At 41.7% G+C, this 22,463-nt stretch carries 20 protein-coding genes; 7 read left to right on the forward strand and 13 right to left on the reverse strand.

What is annotated here, in order from left to right:
* Window positions 1-40: 40 nt before the first annotated feature.
* Window positions 41-880: a helix-turn-helix domain-containing protein gene (locus AAHJ11_RS00890; protein WP_074636520.1), complete on the forward strand. Its 840-nt coding sequence runs from the start codon at window positions 41-43 to the stop codon at window positions 878-880.
* A 140-nt stretch (window positions 881-1,020) separates the two neighbouring features.
* On the opposite strand, the gene AAHJ11_RS00895 is transcribed toward AAHJ11_RS00890, so the two are convergent.
* The 4 genes from AAHJ11_RS00895 to AAHJ11_RS00910 form a co-directional block, all read right to left on the reverse strand.
* Window positions 1,021-3,231 carry a heavy metal translocating P-type ATPase gene (locus AAHJ11_RS00895; RefSeq protein WP_320974670.1) on the reverse strand — a complete coding sequence of 737 codons (2,211 nt, stop codon included), beginning with the start codon at window positions 3,229-3,231 and terminating at the stop codon, window positions 1,021-1,023.
* A 97-nt stretch (window positions 3,232-3,328) separates the two neighbouring features.
* Window positions 3,329-3,652, reverse strand: a complete 324-nt coding sequence (locus AAHJ11_RS00900; protein ID WP_074557212.1) for a heavy-metal-associated domain-containing protein — start codon at window positions 3,650-3,652, stop codon at window positions 3,329-3,331.
* A gap of 73 nt (window positions 3,653-3,725) precedes the next feature.
* The gene (locus AAHJ11_RS00905) at window positions 3,726-5,948 is read right to left on the reverse strand and encodes a TonB-dependent receptor (RefSeq protein WP_195649738.1); all 2,223 of its coding nucleotides are present in this window, start codon (window positions 5,946-5,948) and stop codon (window positions 3,726-3,728) included.
* A 124-nt stretch (window positions 5,949-6,072) separates the two neighbouring features.
* Complete coding sequence (locus AAHJ11_RS00910; RefSeq protein ID WP_320978467.1) at window positions 6,073-6,471, reverse strand: hypothetical protein; 399 nt, start codon at window positions 6,469-6,471, stop codon at window positions 6,073-6,075.
* 197 nt (window positions 6,472-6,668) lie between these two features.
* On the opposite strand from AAHJ11_RS00910, the gene AAHJ11_RS00915 reads away from it, so the two are divergent.
* The 6 genes from AAHJ11_RS00915 (at window position 6,669) to gcvP (ending at window position 13,432) form a co-directional block, all read left to right on the forward strand.
* Window positions 6,669-7,754 (forward strand): metallophosphoesterase, encoded by a 1,086-nt coding sequence (locus AAHJ11_RS00915; protein WP_234132235.1) that lies wholly within the window; start codon window positions 6,669-6,671, stop codon window positions 7,752-7,754.
* A 74-nt stretch (window positions 7,755-7,828) separates the two neighbouring features.
* Complete coding sequence (locus AAHJ11_RS00920; protein ID WP_074557207.1) at window positions 7,829-8,062, forward strand: YecH family metal-binding protein; 234 nt, start codon at window positions 7,829-7,831, stop codon at window positions 8,060-8,062.
* Between the two features lie 144 nt (window positions 8,063-8,206).
* Window positions 8,207-9,058, forward strand: a complete 852-nt coding sequence (locus AAHJ11_RS00925) for an RsiV family protein (protein WP_074557205.1) — start codon at window positions 8,207-8,209, stop codon at window positions 9,056-9,058.
* Between the two features lie 112 nt (window positions 9,059-9,170).
* Window positions 9,171-9,791 (forward strand): 16S rRNA (guanine(527)-N(7))-methyltransferase RsmG, encoded by a 621-nt coding sequence (gene rsmG, locus AAHJ11_RS00930; RefSeq protein WP_217722242.1) that lies wholly within the window; start codon window positions 9,171-9,173, stop codon window positions 9,789-9,791.
* A gap of 43 nt (window positions 9,792-9,834) precedes the next feature.
* Window positions 9,835-10,473 carry an MBL fold metallo-hydrolase gene (locus AAHJ11_RS00935; protein WP_004311627.1) on the forward strand — a complete coding sequence of 213 codons (639 nt, stop codon included), beginning with the start codon at window positions 9,835-9,837 and terminating at the stop codon, window positions 10,471-10,473.
* A 109-nt stretch (window positions 10,474-10,582) separates the two neighbouring features.
* Window positions 10,583-13,432: an aminomethyl-transferring glycine dehydrogenase gene (gene gcvP / locus AAHJ11_RS00940; RefSeq protein WP_217722244.1), complete on the forward strand. Its 2,850-nt coding sequence runs from the start codon at window positions 10,583-10,585 to the stop codon at window positions 13,430-13,432.
* Between the two features lie 226 nt (window positions 13,433-13,658).
* On the opposite strand, the gene AAHJ11_RS00945 is transcribed toward gcvP, so the two are convergent.
* The 9 genes from AAHJ11_RS00945 to AAHJ11_RS00985 all read right to left on the reverse strand — a co-directional run bounded on the left by AAHJ11_RS00945 (window position 13,659) and on the right by AAHJ11_RS00985 (window position 22,388).
* Window positions 13,659-14,228 carry a nitroreductase family protein gene (locus tag AAHJ11_RS00945; RefSeq protein WP_413578929.1) on the reverse strand — a complete coding sequence of 190 codons (570 nt, stop codon included), beginning with the start codon at window positions 14,226-14,228 and terminating at the stop codon, window positions 13,659-13,661.
* Between the two features lie 67 nt (window positions 14,229-14,295).
* On the reverse strand, window positions 14,296-15,381 hold the full coding sequence (locus AAHJ11_RS00950; protein WP_099145777.1) for an HpaII family restriction endonuclease: 1,086 nt from the start codon (window positions 15,379-15,381) through the stop codon (window positions 14,296-14,298).
* 79 nt (window positions 15,382-15,460) lie between these two features.
* The gene (locus AAHJ11_RS00955; protein ID WP_254883833.1) at window positions 15,461-16,264 is read right to left on the reverse strand and encodes a C39 family peptidase; all 804 of its coding nucleotides are present in this window, start codon (window positions 16,262-16,264) and stop codon (window positions 15,461-15,463) included.
* Between the two features lie 41 nt (window positions 16,265-16,305).
* Window positions 16,306-16,923 carry an IMPACT family protein gene (locus AAHJ11_RS00960; protein WP_074636540.1) on the reverse strand — a complete coding sequence of 206 codons (618 nt, stop codon included), beginning with the start codon at window positions 16,921-16,923 and terminating at the stop codon, window positions 16,306-16,308.
* A 250-nt stretch (window positions 16,924-17,173) separates the two neighbouring features.
* A complete protein-coding gene (locus AAHJ11_RS00965) occupies window positions 17,174-18,421 on the reverse strand; it encodes a DUF1015 domain-containing protein (RefSeq protein WP_148367242.1) in 1,248 nt (415 codons plus the stop codon).
* 162 nt (window positions 18,422-18,583) lie between these two features.
* Window positions 18,584-19,504 carry an NAD(P)-dependent oxidoreductase gene (locus AAHJ11_RS00970; RefSeq protein ID WP_099145779.1) on the reverse strand — a complete coding sequence of 307 codons (921 nt, stop codon included), beginning with the start codon at window positions 19,502-19,504 and terminating at the stop codon, window positions 18,584-18,586.
* Between the two features lie 98 nt (window positions 19,505-19,602).
* Window positions 19,603-20,670, reverse strand: coding sequence for a 3-phosphoserine/phosphohydroxythreonine transaminase (gene serC, locus AAHJ11_RS00975; RefSeq protein WP_099145780.1), 1,068 nt, complete (start codon window positions 20,668-20,670; stop codon window positions 19,603-19,605).
* Window positions 20,671-20,875: 205 nt separating this feature from the next.
* Window positions 20,876-22,204, reverse strand: a complete 1,329-nt coding sequence (locus tag AAHJ11_RS00980) for a DEAD/DEAH box helicase (RefSeq protein ID WP_320979365.1) — start codon at window positions 22,202-22,204, stop codon at window positions 20,876-20,878.
* Window positions 22,205-22,208: 4 nt separating this feature from the next.
* Window positions 22,209-22,388 (reverse strand): hypothetical protein, encoded by a 180-nt coding sequence (locus AAHJ11_RS00985; protein WP_148367246.1) that lies wholly within the window; start codon window positions 22,386-22,388, stop codon window positions 22,209-22,211.
* Between the last annotated feature and the right edge of the window lie 75 nt (window positions 22,389-22,463).

Below are 22,463 nucleotides of genomic sequence, written 5' to 3' on the forward strand. Positions count from 1 at the left end.
AAATGTGTACATTTGTTGGCCTAATATAACAAACACAACTATGAAAATGGACTTTCCACAGGTAGACTTGCCTACCGAAGTATTAGCATGGACGAATGTTACGGAAGACATTCTCAATATTTATAAGCAATCGTGCCGGTTGCAGGCATGTATTGTTGCCATCTGTACCGAAGGTTCGATGAAAGCCTCCATCAATCTGCTTGATTATGAAATTCGTCCTAATGACCTGATAACATTGTTACCGGGAACAATCATCCAGTTTCGGGAAAGAACAGAAAAAGTATGTCTTTGCTTTGCCGGCTTCTCTGCCCATTGTGCCGGACGAATCAATCTGATGAAGAATATCGGTAATGCATATCCCAAACTGATAGAGCAACCGGTGGTTCCTCTTAATGAAGAAGTAGCCAGTTATCTGAAAGACTATTTTGCTCTATTATCACGGGCCAGTTGCAATGAGAACTTCGAAATGGATTCCGAATTGGTTGAGTTATCCCTTCAGACTATCCTGACAAGCATACGACTGATATATCATAAATTTCCGGGTGAGAACAGCAGCTCAAACCGCAAAAAGGAAATCTGCCGGGAATTGATTCAAGCCATCACCGAGAATTATAAGAATGAACGTCGTGCACAATTCTACGCAGACAAACTGGGAATCTCGCTTCAGCATCTAAGCACAACCGTGAGACAAGTGACAGGTAAAAGTGTATTGGACACCATTGCTTATATTGTAATCATGGATGCCAAAGCGAAACTGAAAGGCACTAATATGACTATCCAAGAAATAGCTTATTCCTTAAACTTCCCCAGCGCCTCATTCTTTGGTAAGTATTTTAGGCGGTACGTAGGAATGACGCCATTGGAATTCAGAAACAGATAATTCTTATGAAGAGCGATAGAGGATAAAATTATAAACAACGAATTACAAAAAAACGAACGGTGAACAAATTGCGCATGATCCGCAAAGTATTCACCGTTTATTATTTACTTACAGTTTGTTTTCTTTTTACAGTCGCTTACTCATTTTCTTCTCAAGCTCAATGAATTGAGCACTACACTCACACTGGAGAAGGCCATTGCAGCACTTGCCAACATCGGATTCAATAACAAACCGTTCAATGGAAATAAGATACCGGCAGCAATAGGAATCCCGATCAGATTATAAATAAACGCCCAGAAAAGATTCTGATGAATCAGTTTGACCGTCTGCTTTGACAGCTGAAAAGCTTTAGGAAGCAGCAATAAATCCGATGTCATCAAAGTTACCATAGCTACGTCCATAGCAATATCAGTTCCTTTCCCCATGGCAATGCTAACGTCAGCCAGTGCCAGAGCCTGCGAATCATTGATACCATCTCCTACCATAGCGACTTTCTTTCCCTGCATTTGAAGCTCACGCACAAATTCGGCCTTATCGTCCGGCAGAGCGTCAGCAACAAAACGTTCAATTCCTAAACGGGAAGAAACAGCTAATGCCGTCCGCTGCCCGTCACCCGTCAACATACAGATGTCAATACCTTGACGTTTCAGTTCTTTTACCGCTTCGGCAGAAGTAGCCTTTATCGGGTCAGAAACAGCAATGATAGCCAATAACTCGTTTTCGCGTCCAAAGTAGATAATACCATTGCCATCCGATTCATAGCGAACCAGCATTTCAGCCATCACATCATTTACTGTCGCACTGAAATCTTTTAGGAGTTTATGACTACCTACCCAGTAGGTATGTCCTTCATAAGAGACTTTGATTCCTTTTCCCGTAATACTTTCGAAACTATCCAACGTAGCAGGTTTTATTTTCTCTTCATCCTGAAGTGCAGAAACGATAGCACCGGCAAGCGGATGCTCCGATTTCATTTCTGCGGCTAAAAGCACATCTTTGAAATGAGGTTCCTGCGATTGTGCCCATAACCATCCGGTAGCAGTAGGGTGTCCTTCAGTCAATGTCCCGGTTTTATCCAGTACAACGACATCCACTTTACGCATTTGTTCCAAAGCTACTGCATCTTTAATCAGAATATGCTGGCTGGCAGCTTTACCTATTCCCACCATCAATGCAGTAGGCGTAGCAAGTCCCAAAGCACACGGACAAGCAATGACAAGAACAGAAACAGCCGACAGAATACCATAAGAGAGATATTCACTACCACCGATGGCAATCCATAAAACAAATGTCAGGATGGCAATACCCAATACGACAGGTACGAAAATTCCAGTAATACGGTCGACGATACGTTGCACGGGAGCTTTGCTACCCTGTGCTTCCTGCACCATGGAAATGATGCGGGCAAGCACCGTTTCACTACCTACCTGTGTGGCGTGTATGATAAATGAGCCACGCTGGTTGATCGTTCCTGCCAAGACTTTATCGCCTTTCTTCTTTTCTACCGGAACCGGTTCACCACTAATCATGCTTTCGTCAACATACGAATCGCCTTCGGAGAGTTGACCGTCCACAGGTATCTGTTCTCCCGGACGTACAACAACCATATCACCTATCTGGAGGTTCTCGATCAAAATCTCCTCTTCCACTCCATTGCGCAGAACCCGGGCAACTTTAGGCTGCATTCCCATCAACTTGCGAATAGCAGTCGAGGTATTGCCTTTAGCACGCTCCTCCATCAATTTTCCGGTAAGAACGAAAGCGATAATCACTGCAGAAGCCTCATAATAGACGTGCGGTTCCAATCCGCGAGCATACCAAAATTCGGGGAAAAAAGTATTGAACAGACTGAACAGAAAAGCAATGGAAGTACTAAGTGCAACCAGTGTATCCATATTGCTCCGTCCCAGTTTAGCCTGTTTCCAAGCCCCGGTAAAGAAACCACCTCCAAAAAAGACCATGACAGGGATAGCAAGTAGCATTTGAATCTCATTAGAGTATGGTACATGCATCAGTATCATGGAAAATACCAACAACGGTACTACCAAAATCCAAGCCCCAATCACTTTCCACTTCAAACGAGTGTAACGCATCTGCTGCTCCTCTTCCCGGCGTTCCTCTTTGTGGGCTTCTTCCACAATCAGATCATAACCTGCCGCAAGCACAGCCGCACGGATTTCTCCGGGAGTCAGCTGGTCTTTCTCATAAGAAACGGTCAATGTATTGGTAGCAAAATTAACGGAAGCCTCAATGACTCCCGGCAATTTTTTCACTGTTTTTTCTACATTATTGGCACATCCTGCACAATGCATATTAAGCACAGGAAATGCCTTTTTTATTGTGTTACCCATATAATTATTATTTATGGTCTTCCCTTCCTCCCGGAAAGAAGTCGGGGAAGAACCATTGTTTGTTTATAGAAACAAGCTAATACAGGTATTTGTTCAATTACTTCTTATCAGTCTTCTGATCGTCTTTCTTTGTTTCTTTTACAAATTCAGCTTCATAATTAAACTTGTTAAATCCTGCTTGCAAGTTCTTTACATTCGTTTTTTCAGCATCATACGTGATAGTCACCAATTTAGTTTTTACTTCGGTCGCAATATCCTTCAATCCTTTTTCAAAACGCATATTGTCTTTTACTTTCTTTTCGCATTTCTCACAATGCATCTGGGACACTTTAAATACGACTACACGAATATCTTTTGCCAATACAGCTGCTACACTCAAAAGAGCCACCACGCAAGTGGCCATCCATCTTTTTGTTTTCATTTTTCCTATCAGTTTAAAATTAGTATTCTTTATTTTCTATGCGATCGTTTCGCTACTCACTATTCTTCTGTTTTTACTCACTATTCCTAGCTAAATTAAAACGTATTCCGATATATCCTTTTGCCCCGTGTACCGGTCCCCATATCATCGTGGAATCAAAGTTGCTTCCCCAAGGATTTGCCGCATCGATAATCGGATTCTTTTGTTTGAAATTGGTCAGGTTCTCGCCTCCTACATAGATAGACCAGCGGCGGAAGTAACGTGTCACCTGTAAGCTCAACTGCTCAAAACTACCATAACGGCGTTCCCAAGACAACTGTCCATCTCCCAATTCATAAGGAGTAGGCATCCTACCTCCACCATTCAGTTGCAGTGTTGCATCAAACTGCCAAATTCCCAGCGGAGTCTGGTAGGAAGCAGTGAGCAAGCCTTTGTATTTGCTGGTTAGAGGTTTCTCCATTCGCACTCCCTTGTAAGTCGTTTTTGCATCCGTGAGTCGGTAAGCTCCTGTCAAGGTAAATCCTTTAAAGAAAGGATAACTTGCTTCCACCTGAAATACATGCGAGTAAGAACGTCCATCCAAATTATAGAAAGCCACTTCATGAGGGTTGCTATCCATATCCACGATTACTTGTTTCAAGAAATCCGTGTAATAGTATTCCGCATTTACATTCAGCGTCTTGCCGAATATAGGAATATAAGTAGATACACTAGCACCGTAATTCCATGCTTCTTCCATATCCAGATTCTTAGCTATTTCTACCCTACGACTACTGGAAAGCAGATAATTGTTTTCTGCCAGTACATGATTGGTACGATACCCTTTTCCGGCAGAAAGACGGAAGTTCACATAATCATTCGGATTGTATTTAAGATGTGCACGCGGAGTCACAAAGAAACCATGTTCGTTACTGTAGTCTCCACGCAAACCCGCCATCACCATCCATTTATCATTCAGGTTCAACGTATATTGCACGTATGCACCGGGAACAGCTTCCTTTTCAAAAGCTTTGAGAGGATTATCCGTATTATTCTCCAAACGATAATGCTGGTCGTAAGCGTCATAATTGAAGCTTAATCCTGCGGAAAAGCTGTTCTGCGGATTAAATTCCGTTTCAAACATCAGCGAAGCATAAACGTTGGTTTGATCCACATTATACAGTTTGCGCCCATACGTAGCATCCTGATTGTGCAAAGTAGCGGAAAGAATCAAAGCCAGATTCGTATTCTTCTCCTTATTAAATATGTACGCATTCTTGGTGAAGAATTCATAACGTTCCGTATCAATCCCCACTTTATATAAATCACCGGAGTGTATTGCCCCTCCATGATTGGCTTGTCCGCTGGTACGTGTTTCGGAAAGAGCTTTGATACCTGCCTGAAAAACATAATGGTCGCCCATATATGCCCATCGGTTCCACACGTTATACTGCTCTACTTGAGGAATATCCACAAATCCGTCATCATTACCATCATGTGCCTTAGTCTCATTTTCATAATGCGCCAGCAGAGAAGTGCTCCACCGTTTGGAAAGTTTCAATGTAGCATCTGCATTGGCTTCATACCGGTTGGTAGTGCTTGCAAAAAGATTGGCAGATACCCAGTCGGCTTCCGGCAACTGCGGCTTCTTAAATTCCACGTTAATCTGTCCCGTGATGGCTTCATAACCATTTTTTACTGAAGATGTTCCTTTGGAAACTTGTATACTCTGCATCCACGGACCCGGGACATACCCTAGTCCATAAGGAGAAGCCGCTCCACGATAATTCGGAATATTTTCCGTCAACATCTGCACATAAGTGCCGGACAGTCCCAACAATTTAATCTGCTTGGCCCCTGTTGCTGCATCAGAATAGCTCACATCTACCGAAGGATTGGTCACAAAACTTTCACCCAGATTACAACAAGCAGCTCTACTCAGTTCAGCACTGCTTATCATATCTTCGTTCATCACGCTACTGCGTAATTTCATCGTTCCTAATTTGCGAGTGACAATATTCACCTCATTCAATTCCACTCCATCACGAAGCACAATATCCAACTGCTGATTTTTACTGCTCACATGAATGGTATCATTCTGGAAACCAATAAAACTGATTATTAACATGTGGCTTTTGGAAGGTTTTACAATAGAAAAACTACCATCTTCCTTAGTTGTCACTCCTTGTCCTGTATTCATCCAAAACACATTTGCACCCGGAATAGCCTCCCCAGCACTATCTTTCACTGTTCCCCGTACTTGCGCATATATATTACCGGCAAATAACAGGAACAGTCCTATTATCATATATTTCATTCTTTCTAAAGTTACTTTCGAGATACAAAATTAATTCATTTCTCATGCAACTTAGTTGCATTCAGTTTTGCTTTACTTTCATATTCAATAGAAAGCAAAGGAATAAATAAGAAAGAAATAGTGGCTAAATAATATAAGTGGAATATAACGCCAGCTTCTGCCTCGAACAGAGAGGTGGCGGAGAGGTCAGACTATCATATTCTACCGGTTTATCCGCATAGGCCGGAGTCAACAGATAGCAAAAATGCTCACACAAAAGATCGACTACTAAAGCAGATGTTGTCAGTTCAGTAGCATGTTTCATCAAATCGAGCTTATAGATAGTAGCTGTACAACCTTTATCTTTACAACCTTTTTTTGAATCACAAGTATGAGCCTTTTTACACTTCGGACAGCCTGTATCACAACAGCTCTGCACCGTTTCACAACGGGCGCAGCAATAACGCACAATAGAGACTCCGCCTCCTGAATAGATAATCAGGAGAGAGAGGATGAGTGCTGTTATGTAGGCTAGTCTTTTCATTTCAGAGGACAAAGATAAGAATAAAAACAGATTTTCCTATAATTTTTCGTAATTAAGATTCAATCAATCCGTTACAGACACCATTCCCTTTCCTTTATTTGGCTATTTTAGAGTCATATCAGCACTATTAACTCTTTTTACTCAACAATAAAACCTATCTTTGCCCCAATAATTCCTCTGATTTTTAAGTAAACACTATGCTTACATATTTACTGATTATTATCACTCTTTATCTGGTAGGTAATGCCTACATATTTATCAGAGCAAAACAAGCTCTGAAGGTTAAATCTCTCGGAGTAAAAATATTCCTGACCGTTTTATTCTGGATATGTGCTTTATCCTTTTTCGGCACGATGCTGGCTCGTAACCTTGAGATACCTGTCTTTATCTCCCATTCGATGTACACCATTGGAACAAGTTGGCTGATATTTACTTTATACATGGCATTATTCCTACTTTTGTTTGATATCTTGAAATTATTCAAAGTTGTCTGCAAATATAGGTTCTATCTGTCTTTAGTGTTCACGTTGGGACTGCTGGGATATGGGGTATATAACTATCATCATCCGGAAACCAATGTAGTCAGCATTTTAACCAATAAACAATATGAAGATACTCCCCAAGCAATTAAAATCGTTGCAATCAGCGATGTTCACTTGGGAAATGGTACAGGGAAAGCCGCATTAAAAAAATATGTGGAAATGATAAATGCGCAGCATCCCGACTTGATTCTGATTAGTGGTGACTTGATTGATAATAGCGTCGTACCTCTTTATACAGAGAATATGGCGGAAGAATTGGGCGACTTGAAAGCTCCTATGGGTATCTATATGGTTCTCGGCAATCACGAATACATTAGTGGTATCGATGAAAGTATCCGATATATAAAAAGCACTCCAATACAATTATTGCGCGATTCAGTAGTCACACTTCCTAATGGCATACAACTGATAGGACGTGATGACCGCCATAACCGAAAGCGTCGTTCCCTGCAAGAATTAATGGTGAATGTCGATAAAAGCAAACCTATCATTTTATTGGATCATCAACCTTTTGATTTAGAAGAAACAGAAGCTGCCGGCATCGACCTGCAATTCAGCGGGCATACACACCACGGACAAATATGGCCTATTAGTTGGGTGACCGAATCTATATTCGAGCAAAGCCACGGTTATCGCCAATGGGGAAACAGTCACGTGTATGTATCTTCCGGATTATCTCTTTGGGGACCACCTTTCAGAATAGGAACGTATAGTGAAATGGTTATTTTCAATTTTCAATGAATATTATGCAGTTTTGTCACATATGTTACAGTTTCTGAGTAATCTCTGCCCTATCTTTGCAGAAAAAAAAGATTATGGAACAATTACATGCTCATGAAGTCCTCCACATGATGGAAGGAAATAGCTACTCGGAATCATCATTGCGGGAAGCAATCATTAAGAAGTTTGGCTCACAGCAACGTTTTTATACTTGCTCGGCAGAAAACATGGATGTAGATACCCTTATCGAATTTCTCAAAATGAAAGGGAAGTTTATGCCTGCTGAAGATGGATTCACAGTAGATATCACTAAAGTTTGCAAGCATTGATTGGCGGATAATATCCGCCAATCCCATTTTAGGGGATAAATAGCTGCAAATTTTTCTGTTTTTATTAGCCCGATTCACGAATTTCATCTATATTTGTCAATAGTGAATGATAAAACAAATGTTGAATTTACAGAAAAAACGGGTATGAAAAAACAATATGTCAGTCTGCTTGCAATTATACTTTCGGTAAGCGGCTTTTTGTTTTCTTGTCATGACAAGATGAACAAAAACACAGGTGCGTTACAGTTTGATAGCATTCAAGTGAATAAGACAGCGCACCTCTTCAATGATACAGCCAAACCGGCCTGCAATATTATTATTAATTTTGCTTATCCGGTAAAATCATCGGATGATATGCTGAAAGACAGTCTGAATACTTATTTCATTTCGGCCTGTTTCGGTGATAAATACATCGGTGAAAAACCGGAAGAAGTTGTAAAGCAATATACCGAGAATTATATCAGCGAATACCGACGCGATCTCGAGCCTATGTATACCGAGGATGAGAAAGACAAGGAAGACGAATCTTCCATCGGTGCCTGGTATTCTTATTATAAAGGTATAGAGAGCCATGTGCAACTGTATGATAAAGACCTGCTTGTATACCGCATCGACTATAACGAATATACCGGAGGTGCACATGGTATTTACATGGCAACTTATTTAAATATGGACCTCACCCTGATGCGTCCGCTCCGTCTCGATGATATTTTTGTCGGAGACTACAAAGATGCATTGACCGACCTGATCTGGAATCAGCTCATGGCGGACAACAAAGTGACCACTCACGAAGCATTGGAAGACATGGGATATGCTTCAACCGGTGACATCACTCCGACAGAGAATTTCTACCTAAGCAAAGAAGGAGTCACCTTCTATTATAATGTATATGATATCACTCCTTATTCTATGGGACCTGTAAAGGTAACAATCCCATTTGCTATGATGGAACATCTATTAGGCAGTAACCCGATTCTGGGAGAGCTGAAAAATTAAAATTCATAAAAAGCTGAACACCAATGAATACCCTGTTGTTATCACTTCCATGTGACAAAATAGGATATTCATCCACATCTATCATTCAAAACTTATAATTCAAAATTCAAAAGTGGAAATCATACTGAAATATTTTCCTGATCTGACGGAAGAGCAGCGCAAACAATTCGCAGCTCTATACGCCCTCTACACTGACTGGAATTCAAAAATCAACGTTATCTCCCGCAAAGACATTGAGAATCTATATGAGCATCACGTGCTCCATTCATTAGGCATTGCCAAAGTCATCCAATTCCGCCCCGGAACCAGCATCATGGACCTGGGTACAGGAGGAGGTTTTCCCGGCATTCCTTTAGCAATCCTGTTTCCCGAGGTAAAATTCCACCTCGTAGACAGCATCGGCAAGAAAGTACGTGTAGCAACCGAAGTGGCAAATGCCATCGGACTGAAAAATGTGACTTTCCGCCATGCCCGTGCAGAAGAGGAGAAACAAACGTTCGACTTTGTTGTCAGCCGTGCCGTAATGCCTTTGGCGGATTTGATTAAGATTATCAAAAAGAATATCTCTTCGAAACAACAGAATGCATTGCCCAACGGACTTATCTGTCTCAAAGGCGGTGAACTGGAGCACGAAACAATGCCGTTCAAACATAAAACGGTCATTCATAGCTTGAGCGACAACTTCGAGGAAGAGTTCTTTAAAACAAAAAAAGTGGTATATGTTCCGATTTAAACAAGACTATATGTTCTGATAGATGATAAATCATAGAGAAACCATGAAAATAAAAAGATTTGAATTTAATATGTTTCCCGTAAATTGCTACGTATTATGGGATGACACTAAAGAAGCAGTCGTAATTGATCCGGGCTGTTTCTATGAAGAAGAAAAGCAGGCACTGAAAAAGTTCATTCTTACCAATGAACTGAATGTAAAGCATCTGCTGAATACTCATTTACACCTGGATCATATCTTCGGAAATCCGTTCATGCTAAAAGAATTCGGATTATCGGCAGAAGCAAACAAAGCAGACGAGTACTGGATTGACGAAGCACCGAAACAAAGCAGAATGTTTGGTTTTCAGTTGCAGGAAGAACCTGTACCACTGGGCAAATACCTGCATGACGGAGATATCATCACTTTCGGACATACCAAACTGGAAGCGATACACGTGCCCGGACATTCACCCGGCAGCTTGGTGTACTATTGCAAAGAAGACAACTGCATGTTCTCCGGCGACGTCCTGTTCCAAGGCAGCATCGGCCGCGCTGATCTCACAGGAGGTAACTTCGATGAACTGATAGAGCATATTTGCAGCCGTTTATTTGTTCTCCCCAACGAAACAGTCGTTTATCCGGGGCACGGTGCTCCCACGACTATCGGAATGGAGAAAGCTGAAAACCCATTTTTTAGATAATAAAAAAAGAATAAGTATCAAGTATTAGGTATTAACAAGGTGAATCGCCCATTAACTGCGGTAATACTTAATACTTGATACTTAACACTTAATTTAATACTTGATTATTATGAAAACCGATTTGTTAGCTAGCCGTCACATCGGCATCAATGAACAAGATACAGCCATAATGCTCCGCAAAATTGGCGTGAACTCACTGGACGAACTGATTAATCAGACAATTCCCGCCAATATACGGCTGAAAGAGCCACTAGCATTGACTAGTCCGCTGACGGAATACGAATTTGGAAAACACATCGCTGAACTGGCAGCTAAAAACAAACTATATACTACATATATCGGTTTGGGATGGTACAACACGATCACTCCGGCCGTTATCCAGCGGAATGTATTCGAAAATCCGGTATGGTATACTTCTTACACTCCGTACCAGACAGAGGTATCGCAAGGACGTCTGGAAGCATTGATGAATTTCCAGACAGCCGTATGTGACCTTACTGCCATGCCACTCGCCAACTGCTCACTTCTGGACGAAGCAACTGCCGCCGCCGAAGCCGTAAGCATGATGTATGCCTTACGCTCCCGCGCGCAACAGAAAGCCAATGCGAACGTAGTCTTCGTAGACGAGAATATTTTTCCACAGACATTAGCTGTTATGACTACACGTGCCGTACCCCAAGGCATCGAACTACATGTAGGTAAATATAAAGATTTTGAACCTTCACCGGAAGTGTTTGCCTGTATTCTGCAATATCCGAACTCACATGGAAACGTAGAGGACTATTCTGAATTTACCGAAAAGGCACATGCTGCAGACTGCAAAGTAGCTGTTGCCGCTGATATTTTAAGTCTCGCCCTGCTAACTCCTCCGGGAGAATGGGGAGCAGATATTGTATTCGGAACCACACAACGCCTAGGTACTCCAATGTTCTATGGCGGTCCATCGGCTGCTTTCTTTGCTACCAAAGATGAATATAAACGGAATATGCCGGGACGAATCATCGGATGGTCCAAAGACAAATATGGCAAGCTCTGCTACCGAATGGCTTTACAGACACGTGAACAACATATCAAACGGGAAAAAGCAACTTCAAATATCTGTACCGCACAGGCACTATTAGCTACTATGGCAGGCTTTTATGCTGTTTATCACGGTCAGGAGGGTATCACTACAATTGCATCGCGTATACACAGCATTACTGTATTTCTTGAAAAGCAATTAAAGAAATGCGGATATACACAAGTCAACGCTCAATACTTTGACACCTTACGTTTCGAATTGCCCGAACACGTTTCGGCACAGCAAATCCGTACGATAGCACTTACCAAAGAAGTTAATCTGCGCTATTATGAAAATGGCAATGTCGGTTTCAGCATTGACGAAACAACAGACGTGGCAGCTGCCAATGTGTTGCTCTCGATTTTTGCCATTGCCGCCGGAAAAGATTATCAGAAAGTGGACGATATTCCGGAAAGAAGCAATATCGACAAGGCTTTGAAACGTACAACGCCTTTCCTGACACACGAAGTATTCAGCAAGTATCACACGGAAACAGAGATGATGCGTTACATCAAACGTCTGAACCGCAAAGATATTTCTCTTGCACAATCTATGATTTCCCTCGGTTCATGTACAATGAAGCTGAATGCAGCCGCGGAAATGTTGCCTTTAAGCCGTCCCGAGTTTATGGGTATGCACCCGCTGGTCCCGGAAGACCAGGCAGAAGGTTATCGTGAATTAATCAAGAACCTAAGTGAAGATTTGAAAGTTATCACCGGATTTGCAGGAGTCAGCCTACAACCCAATTCGGGTGCCGCGGGAGAATATGCAGGCCTTCGTGTGATTCGTGCCTATCTCGAAAGTATCGGTCAGGGACACCGGAACAAAGTCTTGATTCCGGCTTCGGCTCACGGAACAAATCCTGCGTCAGCTATACAGGCAGGCTTTGTGACTGTTACCTGTGCATGCGACGAGCAAGGGAATGTAGAAATGGCCGACTTGCGTGCAAAAGCAGAAGAGAATAAAGATGATTTGGCTGCACTGATGATTACTTATCCTTCTACACATGGTATCTTCGAAACCGAGATAAAAGAGATTTGCGACATCATTCACGCCTGTGGTGCACAAGTATATATGGATGGAGCCAACATGAATGCACAAGTAGGATTAACCAATCCGGGATTCATCGGTGCGGATGTCTGCCACTTGAATCTTCATAAAACATTCGCTTCCCCTCATGGTGGCGGAGGTCCGGGAGTCGGTCCTATCTGCGTAGCCGAACATCTGGTTTCTTTCCTTCCCGGACACGGAATCTTCGGCAACTCACAAAATCAAGTATCAGCAGCTCCATTCGGCAGTGCAGGTATTCTGCCTATCACATATGGATATATCCGTATGATGGGTGCGGAAGGACTGACACAGGCAACTAAAATTGCGATCCTGAATGCCAATTATCTGGCTAGTTGTCTGAAAGATACCTATGGAGTTGTTTATCGGGGAGCCAACGGTTTCGTAGGACACGAAATGATTCTGGAATGCCGGAAAGTACATGAGGAAGCAGGTATCTCGGAGAATGATATTGCCAAACGTCTGATGGATTATGGTTATCATGCTCCTACCCTCTCTTTCCCTGTCCACGGTACGTTGATGATTGAACCGACAGAAAGTGAAAGTCTGGCAGAACTAGACAATTTCGTAGATGTCATGCTGAATATCTGGAAAGAAATTCAAGAAGTAAAGAATGGCGAAGCGGATAAAGATGATAATGTATTGATTAATGCTCCTCATCCGGAATACGAAATTGTAAGTGATCGTTGGGAACACTCATATACACGCGAGAAAGCAGCCTATCCTATAGAAAGCGTACGTGATAATAAATTCTGGATAAATGTAGCTCGCGTAGATAATACCTTGGGAGACCGCAAACTGTTGCCAACCCGATATGGATCTTTTGACTGATATGTCCTTTTGAAACAGGGCAGACAGTCTACCTAAATCAGGAAAGATAGTATAAAAATAAAGCGGCGTTTTAGGAGTCCTAAAGTGCCGCTTTACAATGTGTTAAGCACCACTTTAAGTATCGTAAGACACCGCTTTAAGCGTATTGAGGTGTCGGACCAAGAACATCAAGGTACCGCTTCAAGAATAATGAAATGTCGTTTCACAAATAGAGTGCCGGGTATTTCTATTCCACGATGGTTATCGCACCGGCTTTTATCTTTTTCTCTTTCATCGGAATCTTAGGATCGGCATATCCCAGAGCTACACAACCGTAGACTTTATGATTGGCAGGAACACCTAAAGCAGCAATAAATTCACGAACCTCCGGATCGTCACATGTTGTTCCCAACTGATTGATCCAACAAGAGCCGATACCTAAAGACTGGGCAGCCAGAAACATATTTTCTATAGCACAGGCACAATCCATACCAGCCCACCATTGAGTAGGCTCATTAGATACAATCACTAAAGTCGGAGCATGATAATAGCAACAATAAGTCTTGCTATGTCCACGTTCCTGCAAACGAGAATCGTCGCTTTTTGCAAAAGCTCCTTTAATCCGTTCATTCAGTTCTGTCAACTTATCCATATTTTGAATAGCTGTAAAATGCCATGTTTCCAAATGCATTCCACTCGGTGCATAAGTTGCAGCTTCCAAAATGGCCTGCAAATCCTCTTCTGAAACTTGCTGGCCTGTATAAGCCCGTACGCTACGGCGTGCTTTCATGTTCTCTAAAACTTCATTTATTTTCATGGATAACAAGTATTTTATATAAGTATGTCATCATTATTAGTTTGACTCATCAATGCTTCGTACTTTTCTACCGTTTGACCAGCCCAATCTTTGCATTCAGTTTGAAATAATAGACTCCATTCTCCCTCTCCAAAAATCCGTATTTGTCTTTCTCTAAAGATCCTTTTTCTAAACGAGTATTTAGAAACAAGAAATCCTCCATTATTTGCTTTTCCGATTTATGATAACAGAGCACTTCTCCACTTCCATCCACCAACAGAATACCTTCCACAGCCGAATCCAATCCATTGTAAATCTTTGCAGGACGCATTCCCAATGCTAATGCCATCAAGAACTGCTTCATCTTGAATTCATAGAACTTATGCTTATTGATTAGTTCATCTTTAATCTTCAACGGATTCATTTGTTTGATAATTTCTGTCAACTCACCAATACGGGAGATGCCATCCAAATGCATGATACGAACCATTTCTGTCAGTACACGTGGAAAATGCAGATCAATCATCAACAGATTACTGCGGAACACACGGTCGGCTACATCAGCGTATTTAAGTACGCCACCCAAACGTTCGATCATCATCATCCGTTCGGCAACCTCATTCGGAGATTCAGGCAAAGCATTGATTTTATTCACTGTTGGAGTAGCAAATTTGATTCCGCTCTGTTCCAATTTAAGATTCGCTGCACGTCCTCCGTCCAGCAACGGATTCATTGCGCCCAATCGTGAGCGGACATTGAACCCTCTTAACGGAGCTTTCGGATGCCAAAATGCAACGGAAAAATCTGTGCGATCTTCTGTTTTTGCTTCCAAATCGAAAATGGCAGCTTCGTCTAAAAACTCTTCTACTCCTTCCGGAGAAGCAACATCATTTTCCGAAGAAGATTTCACTGCCTGCAATATCAGATCAGCTACAATACCAAAATCTTCACGAGGCATGGACTTACTCCCATTCTCTCCTTCTATACGAATCGTATCTTCTTCAATATAATATTGACGTGTTCCATCATGTTCTTCCCGTTGAATCATTGCAACAGGCCAAAATGTATCTCCCGCCTTTGCTTCTGCCGTGCCTAACACTACTTTTCCGTCTGCTAAGAGACGAAAGAAAGAATAGAGTTCGCACCATTCTTTTTTGGTTGCTTCAAATGCCATATATTTTTGTTCTTCTTTATTTTACTACAAATGTTTTATCTTAATCCTACTACTGAATTTTCCTAACTATGAGTTGCTTCTACTGATTGATAACCTGCGGTAAGGCTACAGACGACACAACCGGAGGAACTATATGAGTCACCTCCTCCAATGGAGGGAGCTTGCCTACTTGTGCAAACAGGGAATTTCGTATCCATTCTCTAGGAGTGACTATGATAAATCGTCCCGTCCAACAACCATCAAAATAGGAAGGGTTACCCGGCTGTTTCTTAATAGGATAACAGATGTTTTCTCCTTTAGTCCGCATCTCCGGCGAACGTCCGGGATCATTCACCCACACATGTTTATCATCAATGCCGCGAAGTACCATCCAATGCCCTCTCGGACCGGGACGCAAACCACGAACTGCGCCTGTATATCTCACATTCACAAGCACAGGAATGCCACGATCAATATAATCTTTCAATATCCGGTAATCTTTCTGCTGGAAATGTTCGGCACTTATCATGTTTTCATAATAACGTGTCAACGAATCAATTTCAAAAGAATAATATCCTCCCTGCCCTATCGAAGTACGGCGACGGAAAGGAGCACGTTTTTTCAGAAAGTAATTCCGCTGATATTCAATTAGTTTCTTTTCTGCATCCTGGGCTGTACGTTGTGTATCAGCCGTCATTCCCTTAAAATAATCAAAGACCATTAACGAAGAAGCCAGAGAGCAATGCGAGTAAGGACATCCCGCGATTTTCTGCGAATACCACGGAACAGGAATATTATTAGGAGCCAGTTTTTGAGCTTCCTGTACTTGTGCCTGCGCCTGAACGCTTATCCATACAAAGGAACTTAAAAACAGACTAAAAATTATGTGACATTTATTTATCATGCGATCCACTCTCTATCTCTATTACCACTCTAATACTTTACCTACAACATATTCTCATCATCAAGGATCCGCGCTGTCTCCACCTTCTCCAAACGTGCACGCAACTTAGACATCATCGAACGACGAATCCGCAATGTCATGCTACAATCCATATCATACGACTGATTAAGAATCTCCGGTTCTTCTTCTTTCACAATGCGCATAACATCGTTCATAAAAGGATATTCAAACATTACCGTCACCTCCTCATCTACCGTCTTTTCTATAATGGTAGCGGCAGCAATAGCTTCAGCAGCAGCAGCCTTGTAAGCAACGATCAATCCGCTCGTTCCCAATTTGATTCCTCCAAAATAACGGACTACTATAATCAGTATATCCGTCAGTTCATTCGAGTTTATCTGTCCGAGAATGGGTTTACCCGCTGTTCCGGAAGGTTCTCCATTATCATTGGCACGGAAATCCTTTCGTGCAGCTCCCAACATATAAGCATAGCATACATGCCGTGCATCATAATACTTTTTCTGATACGTTTCAAGATGCATCTTTATCTCATCGAGAGTACGCACAGGAAGGGCTATAGCAATGAACTTGCTTCGTTTTTCCGTATAAATACCTTCGGAAGGCTCAATGATGGTTTTATAAGTATCTTCAGCAGTCATGTTGCAAAGATACGGCTTTAATAAGAAAAGTCAATCTATCGTTTGGAAATATTAATGTTCCACTTATCAATGATAGGTAGTTGGAGGGATTGAAAATAGTGACGCTATCCAATAAAAATAGTGACGGTATACCACAACGATACCGTCACTATCCCGGGCATATCCCGTCACTATTTTTTCTACATCAATCAAGCGTCACATCTATTGATATAATTCCCGTCAACAATGATTTTCGCATAACAGATATTTCTTAATCTAACTTATGAATCACCAGCCCTGAACGGAGTTTCGGTTCAAACCAAGTAGTCTTCGGCGGCATAATATTGCCTGTATCTGCAATATCCATCAACTGTTTCATAGATACAGGATAGAGAGCCAAAGCCACTTTCATTTCACCACTATCCACACGTTTCTTGAGCTCTCCCAATCCACGGATACCACCTACAAAATCAATACGTTTATCAGAACGCAGATCCTTTATGCCTAAAATTTCATCCAAAATCAGGTTGGAAGAGATTGTAACATCAAGCACCCCAATAGGGTCGTTATCATTATACGTACCGGCCTTAGCGGTCAAGCTATACCATTTACCACCCAAATAGAGTGAAAAATTATGCAAGCCGGACGGTTTATAGATGTCCGCGCCTTTTTCTTCTACTACAAAGTTTTTATCAAGTGCAGCCAAGAATTGTTCAGGAGTCAAACCATTAAGATCTTTCACCACACGGTTGTAATCAATGATGGTCAACTGATTTGCCGGGAAGCAAACAGCCATAAAGTAATTATATTCTTCATCACCGCGATGATTTGGATTCAGTTTTGCTTTCTCTGCTCCCACCAATGCAGCAGCGGCAGAACGGTGATGGCCGTCAGCAATATAAAGGGCAGGCATTTTAGCAAATTCGGCAGTAATTGCAGCAATATCTGCCTCCTGGTCGACAATCCAGAAAGTATGTCCAAAACCATCACCCGGAGCGATAAAGTCATAAACCGGCTTATTTGCTGTATATTTCTTTATTATAACATCCAACTTCTCATTGTCAGGATAAGCAAAGAAAACAGGTTCAATATTAGCGTTGTTCACACGTACATGTTTCATACGATCCTCTTCCTTGTCACGACGGGTAAGCTCATGCTTCTTGATAACCCCGTTCATATAATCCGGGACATAAGCACCGACTACCAACCCATATTGTGTTTTCCCGTTCATCGTCTGGGCATAGATATAATAGTTTTCCATCTTATCCTGCACCAACCAGCCTTTGTCCTGAAACAGTTGGAAATTCTCGGCAGCTTTAGCATACACCTGTTCGTCATGTTCATCCGTACCAACAGGGAAATCTATTTCCGGTTTAATAATATGATAAAGAGACTTCTCGTTACCTTCCGCTTCTGCGCGGGCTTCTTCAGAATTCAATACATCATAAGGACGTGAAGCGACCTGTTCTACAAGGTCTTGCGGAGGACGAATGCCCTTGAAAGGTTTGATTATTGCCATGATATTAGTATTTTATATGTAAAAAATTAAAGCCACAGACTTCTTGAAAATCTGTGGCTCAAATATACTACTTATTTCTAAAAAAGACATTCTGCAACGGATTGTTTTTATTCAGATACTACCATAGTTATCCTAAAAAATCCGGCTGACTTATTCAGAATCTTATTTGTTTACTCTAAATTTCTCGCAACCATCTTTCAAGAAGCCAACAATTTGTTGAGCGGCAGCAATACCGGCATTGATATTTGCTTCAGCAGTTTGAGCCCCCATCTTCTTGGGAGTTGAGAAATAACGTCCGGCAAACTTTTCTGCAAACTCTGCGTTAGCAGCAGGCATGATATCTGTGATATATTTGAAGTCTGCACGATCTTCCATCAATTTAATCAGTTCTGCTTCATTAATCACTTCCTTACGGGCAGTGTTTACCAACATAGCACCTTTCGGCATATCTTTCAACAGAGCATAATTGATAGAGTTCTTTGTTTCGGCAGTTGCCGGAATATGAAGAGATACCACCTGGCAAGTCTTATACAATTCTTCTGCAGAATCAAGTGCTTTCACACCATCTTTTTCAATTACTTCTTTCGGACAAAATGCATCATAAGCATACACTTCCATTCCGAAACCTTTGGCAACACGAGCTACATTGCGACCTACGTTTCCATAAGCATGAATACCCAATTTCTTGCCCATCAATTCCGTACCGGAAGTTCCGTTATAGAAGTTACGGACAGCATATACCATCATACCCAAAGCAAGTTCGGCAACAGCATTAGAGTTCTGTCCCGGAGTATTCATCACACATACATTGTGAGCAGTGGCAGCAGCCAGGTCAACGTTGTCATATCCTGCACCGGCACGGACTACGATTTTCAATTCTTTAGCAGCATCCAGCACCTCTGCATCAACAATATCGCTACGGATAATGATAGCATTAGCATCTTTTACTGCATCCAGCAATTGAGCCTTATCAGTATATTTCTCAAGTAAAGCAAGCTCAAATCCGGCTGCTTCTATTTCTTTACGGATACCATCTACTGCAACTTTAGCAAACGGTTTTTCAGTAGCTACAAGTACTTTCATAATCTAATTCTGTTTATAAAGACTCACCACAGATTACCCAGATTCTCACAGAATTAAAAAATCTGCGTCCGTCTGTGTAATCTGTGGTGAAAATATTATTAATGAAGTTTTTCAAATTCCTGCATGCAGTCGATCAAAGCCTGTACGCTTTCTTTCGGCAGAGCATTGTAGCAAGATGCACGGAAACCACCTACAGAACGGTGTCCTTTGATACCTACCATGCCTCTTTCAGTAGCAAACTTTAAGAAGTCCGCTTCAAATTCCTTGTATTCAGGAGCCATTACGAAACAGATATTCATGCGTGAACGGTCTTCTTTGGCAGCAGTACCAACAAACATTTTGTTACGATCGATTTCAGCATACAGCATATCAGCCTTTTCGATGGCACGACGTTCCATTTCTTTCACACCACCCTGTGCTTTGATCCAGCGCAGGTTCAACAATGCAGCATAGATAGGCACTACCGGAGGAGTATTGAACATAGAACCGTTATCAATGTGTGTCTGATAGTTCAGCATTGACGGGATGTAACGGGAAACCTTACCTACAGCGTCATTCTTAACGATAACGAATGTAACACCTGCAGGAGCCAGATTCTTTTGTGCACCACCATAAATACAGATATATTTAGAAACGTCGATCGGACGTGAGAAAATATCAGAAGACATATCGGCAATCATCGGAACTGGAGAATCGAGGTCTTTCTTCAATTCTGTACCGTAAATTGTGTTGTTAGTCGTGATGTGGAAATAATCTGCGTCTGTTGGGATTGTATAATCTTTGGGGATATAAGTATATGTAGCTTCAGCAGAGGAAGCAACTTCTACAACTTCACCAAACCCTTTAGCTTCTTTCATTGCTTTCTTTGCCCATACACCAGTGTTCAGGTATGCAGCCTTTTTTTCGAGGAAGTTATAAGGAACCATGCAGAACTCCATACTAGCACCTCCGCCCAAGAACAGTACCGAATAGCCTTCGGGGATATTGAGTAATTCCTTGAATAATGCCTCTGCTTCGTCAACCACAGGTTGGAAGTCTTTGGCGCGGTGGCTGATTTCCATCAAAGAGAGACCAGAGCCGTTGAAATCTAAAATAGCCTTCGCTGTATCCTCTATCACCTCACGCGGAAGAATGGAAGGTCCTGCATTGAAATTATGCTTTTTCATTTGAAGTTTGTTTTTGGTTTAACAATTTCGTTACTTTTGTCTTTTGACCTTGCGAATTTACGAATTTATTTCCGCTGCACAAATCTTTCCTTATAAAAATACTGTTTTAAAGCAGATTTCCCTTTCTTTTTATTGGTTTATACAGGATATATACACCATTTTGTTATCCATAGATGTCAAGTAAGGTATCTTACAGAAAAGATCTTTACTTCGCTTCTTCTATAATAGTCTTCATTCCTTTGATTTTCTCCCCCTGAATCAGATTCAAGAGCTGCTTCACCTTAGCCCGGCGAATAGCAACGAAAGCATAATGCTCTTTGACGTCAATCGCTCCGACATCTTCGCGGGTCAGATTTCCTTTTTTATATAAGAATCCGGCAATATCCATCCGGCTAAGTTTCTCCTTTTTTCCTTTACCTATATAAATGGTAGCCCAAACCGATTTCGGAGGACGGGGAGGATTTTCAGGTAACACTACTGTTTCCATATCTTCCGGAATATAAGGAGGAAGTTTCTCTTCGGCATGCAAAATCAGATAGGACGTTCCGGTAGCATCCCAACGTGCTGTTCGTCCATTGCGGTGCGTAAAAGCTTCTTCATTCACCGGCAAATGATAATGAACAATATGTCCTACCTCCGGAATATCCAGTCCACGGGCAGCCAAATCGGTAGAAATCAACACATGACAACTGCCGTTACGGAATTTGTAGAGCGCACGTTCGCGGTCCGGCTGTTCCATACCACCATGGAAACGTTCTGCAGACAGTTTTTTATCCGCCAATAACTGATGCACACGATCCACTGCATCCCGATGATTACAGAATACGATGCTCGAACTGCTTCCCAATGTACAAAGCAGATTATATAAAGTATCAATCTTATCTTTGGAAGGAGAAAGCACCTTCATCAGTTTCAAACGGGCCCCCTGTTCTTCAGAAGCGTCCGAAAGAAAATCCAACTTCACCGTGCGGTTCAATCCTGTAAATTCAGGAATCTCTTCAGCATCGGTAGCCGAAAGTAATATACGTTTTTTTAATCCCGGAAGCTGCGTGATAATCTCTGCCATTTCATCATGGAAACCAAACTCCAAAGATTTGTCAAATTCATCGATAATTAAAGTCTCAATGGTTTCAGGATTGAAATTTCCTTTCGACAGATGGTCGGTGATACGTCCCGGAGTACCGATGATGATAGCAGGATGATTACCCACTATACTCTTCTTTTCTTCAGCGATAGGATGTCCACCATAACAACAACAGGTGTTCCAGGGAGTCCCCATTGCTTTGAACACAGAGTCAATTTGTAATGCCAACTCACGTGAAGGAACCAGAATCAGCACCTGCACGCTGTCATCATTCGGTTTTAGGGTAAGAAGCAAAGGCAACAGATAGGCCAATGTCTTGCCCGATCCTGTCGGTGACAACAGTATAACGTCTTTTCTTCCGGCAGCTTGTTCAAGTGATGCTTCCTGCATCGGATTCAGCTCTTTAATCTTCAAATTGCGGAGAGCCGACTGTATAATTTCATTTTTCATACAATTAAACTTTAGCCATGCCGGTCAATATATAATAACCTTTCAGGTTGTTCTCTTTCATGTAAATGGTTACTTCTGTCCTACAAGCTGTTACTAATGCATATCCCGTTAAGTTCGAACTCATTGCTTTAACAAATGAATACTCTGTATCATTGTGGATGAAAGATATACGATGATATTCCATGACCTATTGTGTTTAAAAATTCTATTGTGTAGCCAAATATACGAATATAATAGATAAGTACAGATAAAAAAGGAG

The sequence above is a fragment of the Bacteroides sp. 90-K9/2 genome (assembly GCF_047310725.1).
GTDB lineage: Bacteria > Bacteroidota > Bacteroidia > Bacteroidales > Bacteroidaceae > Bacteroides > Bacteroides vicugnae.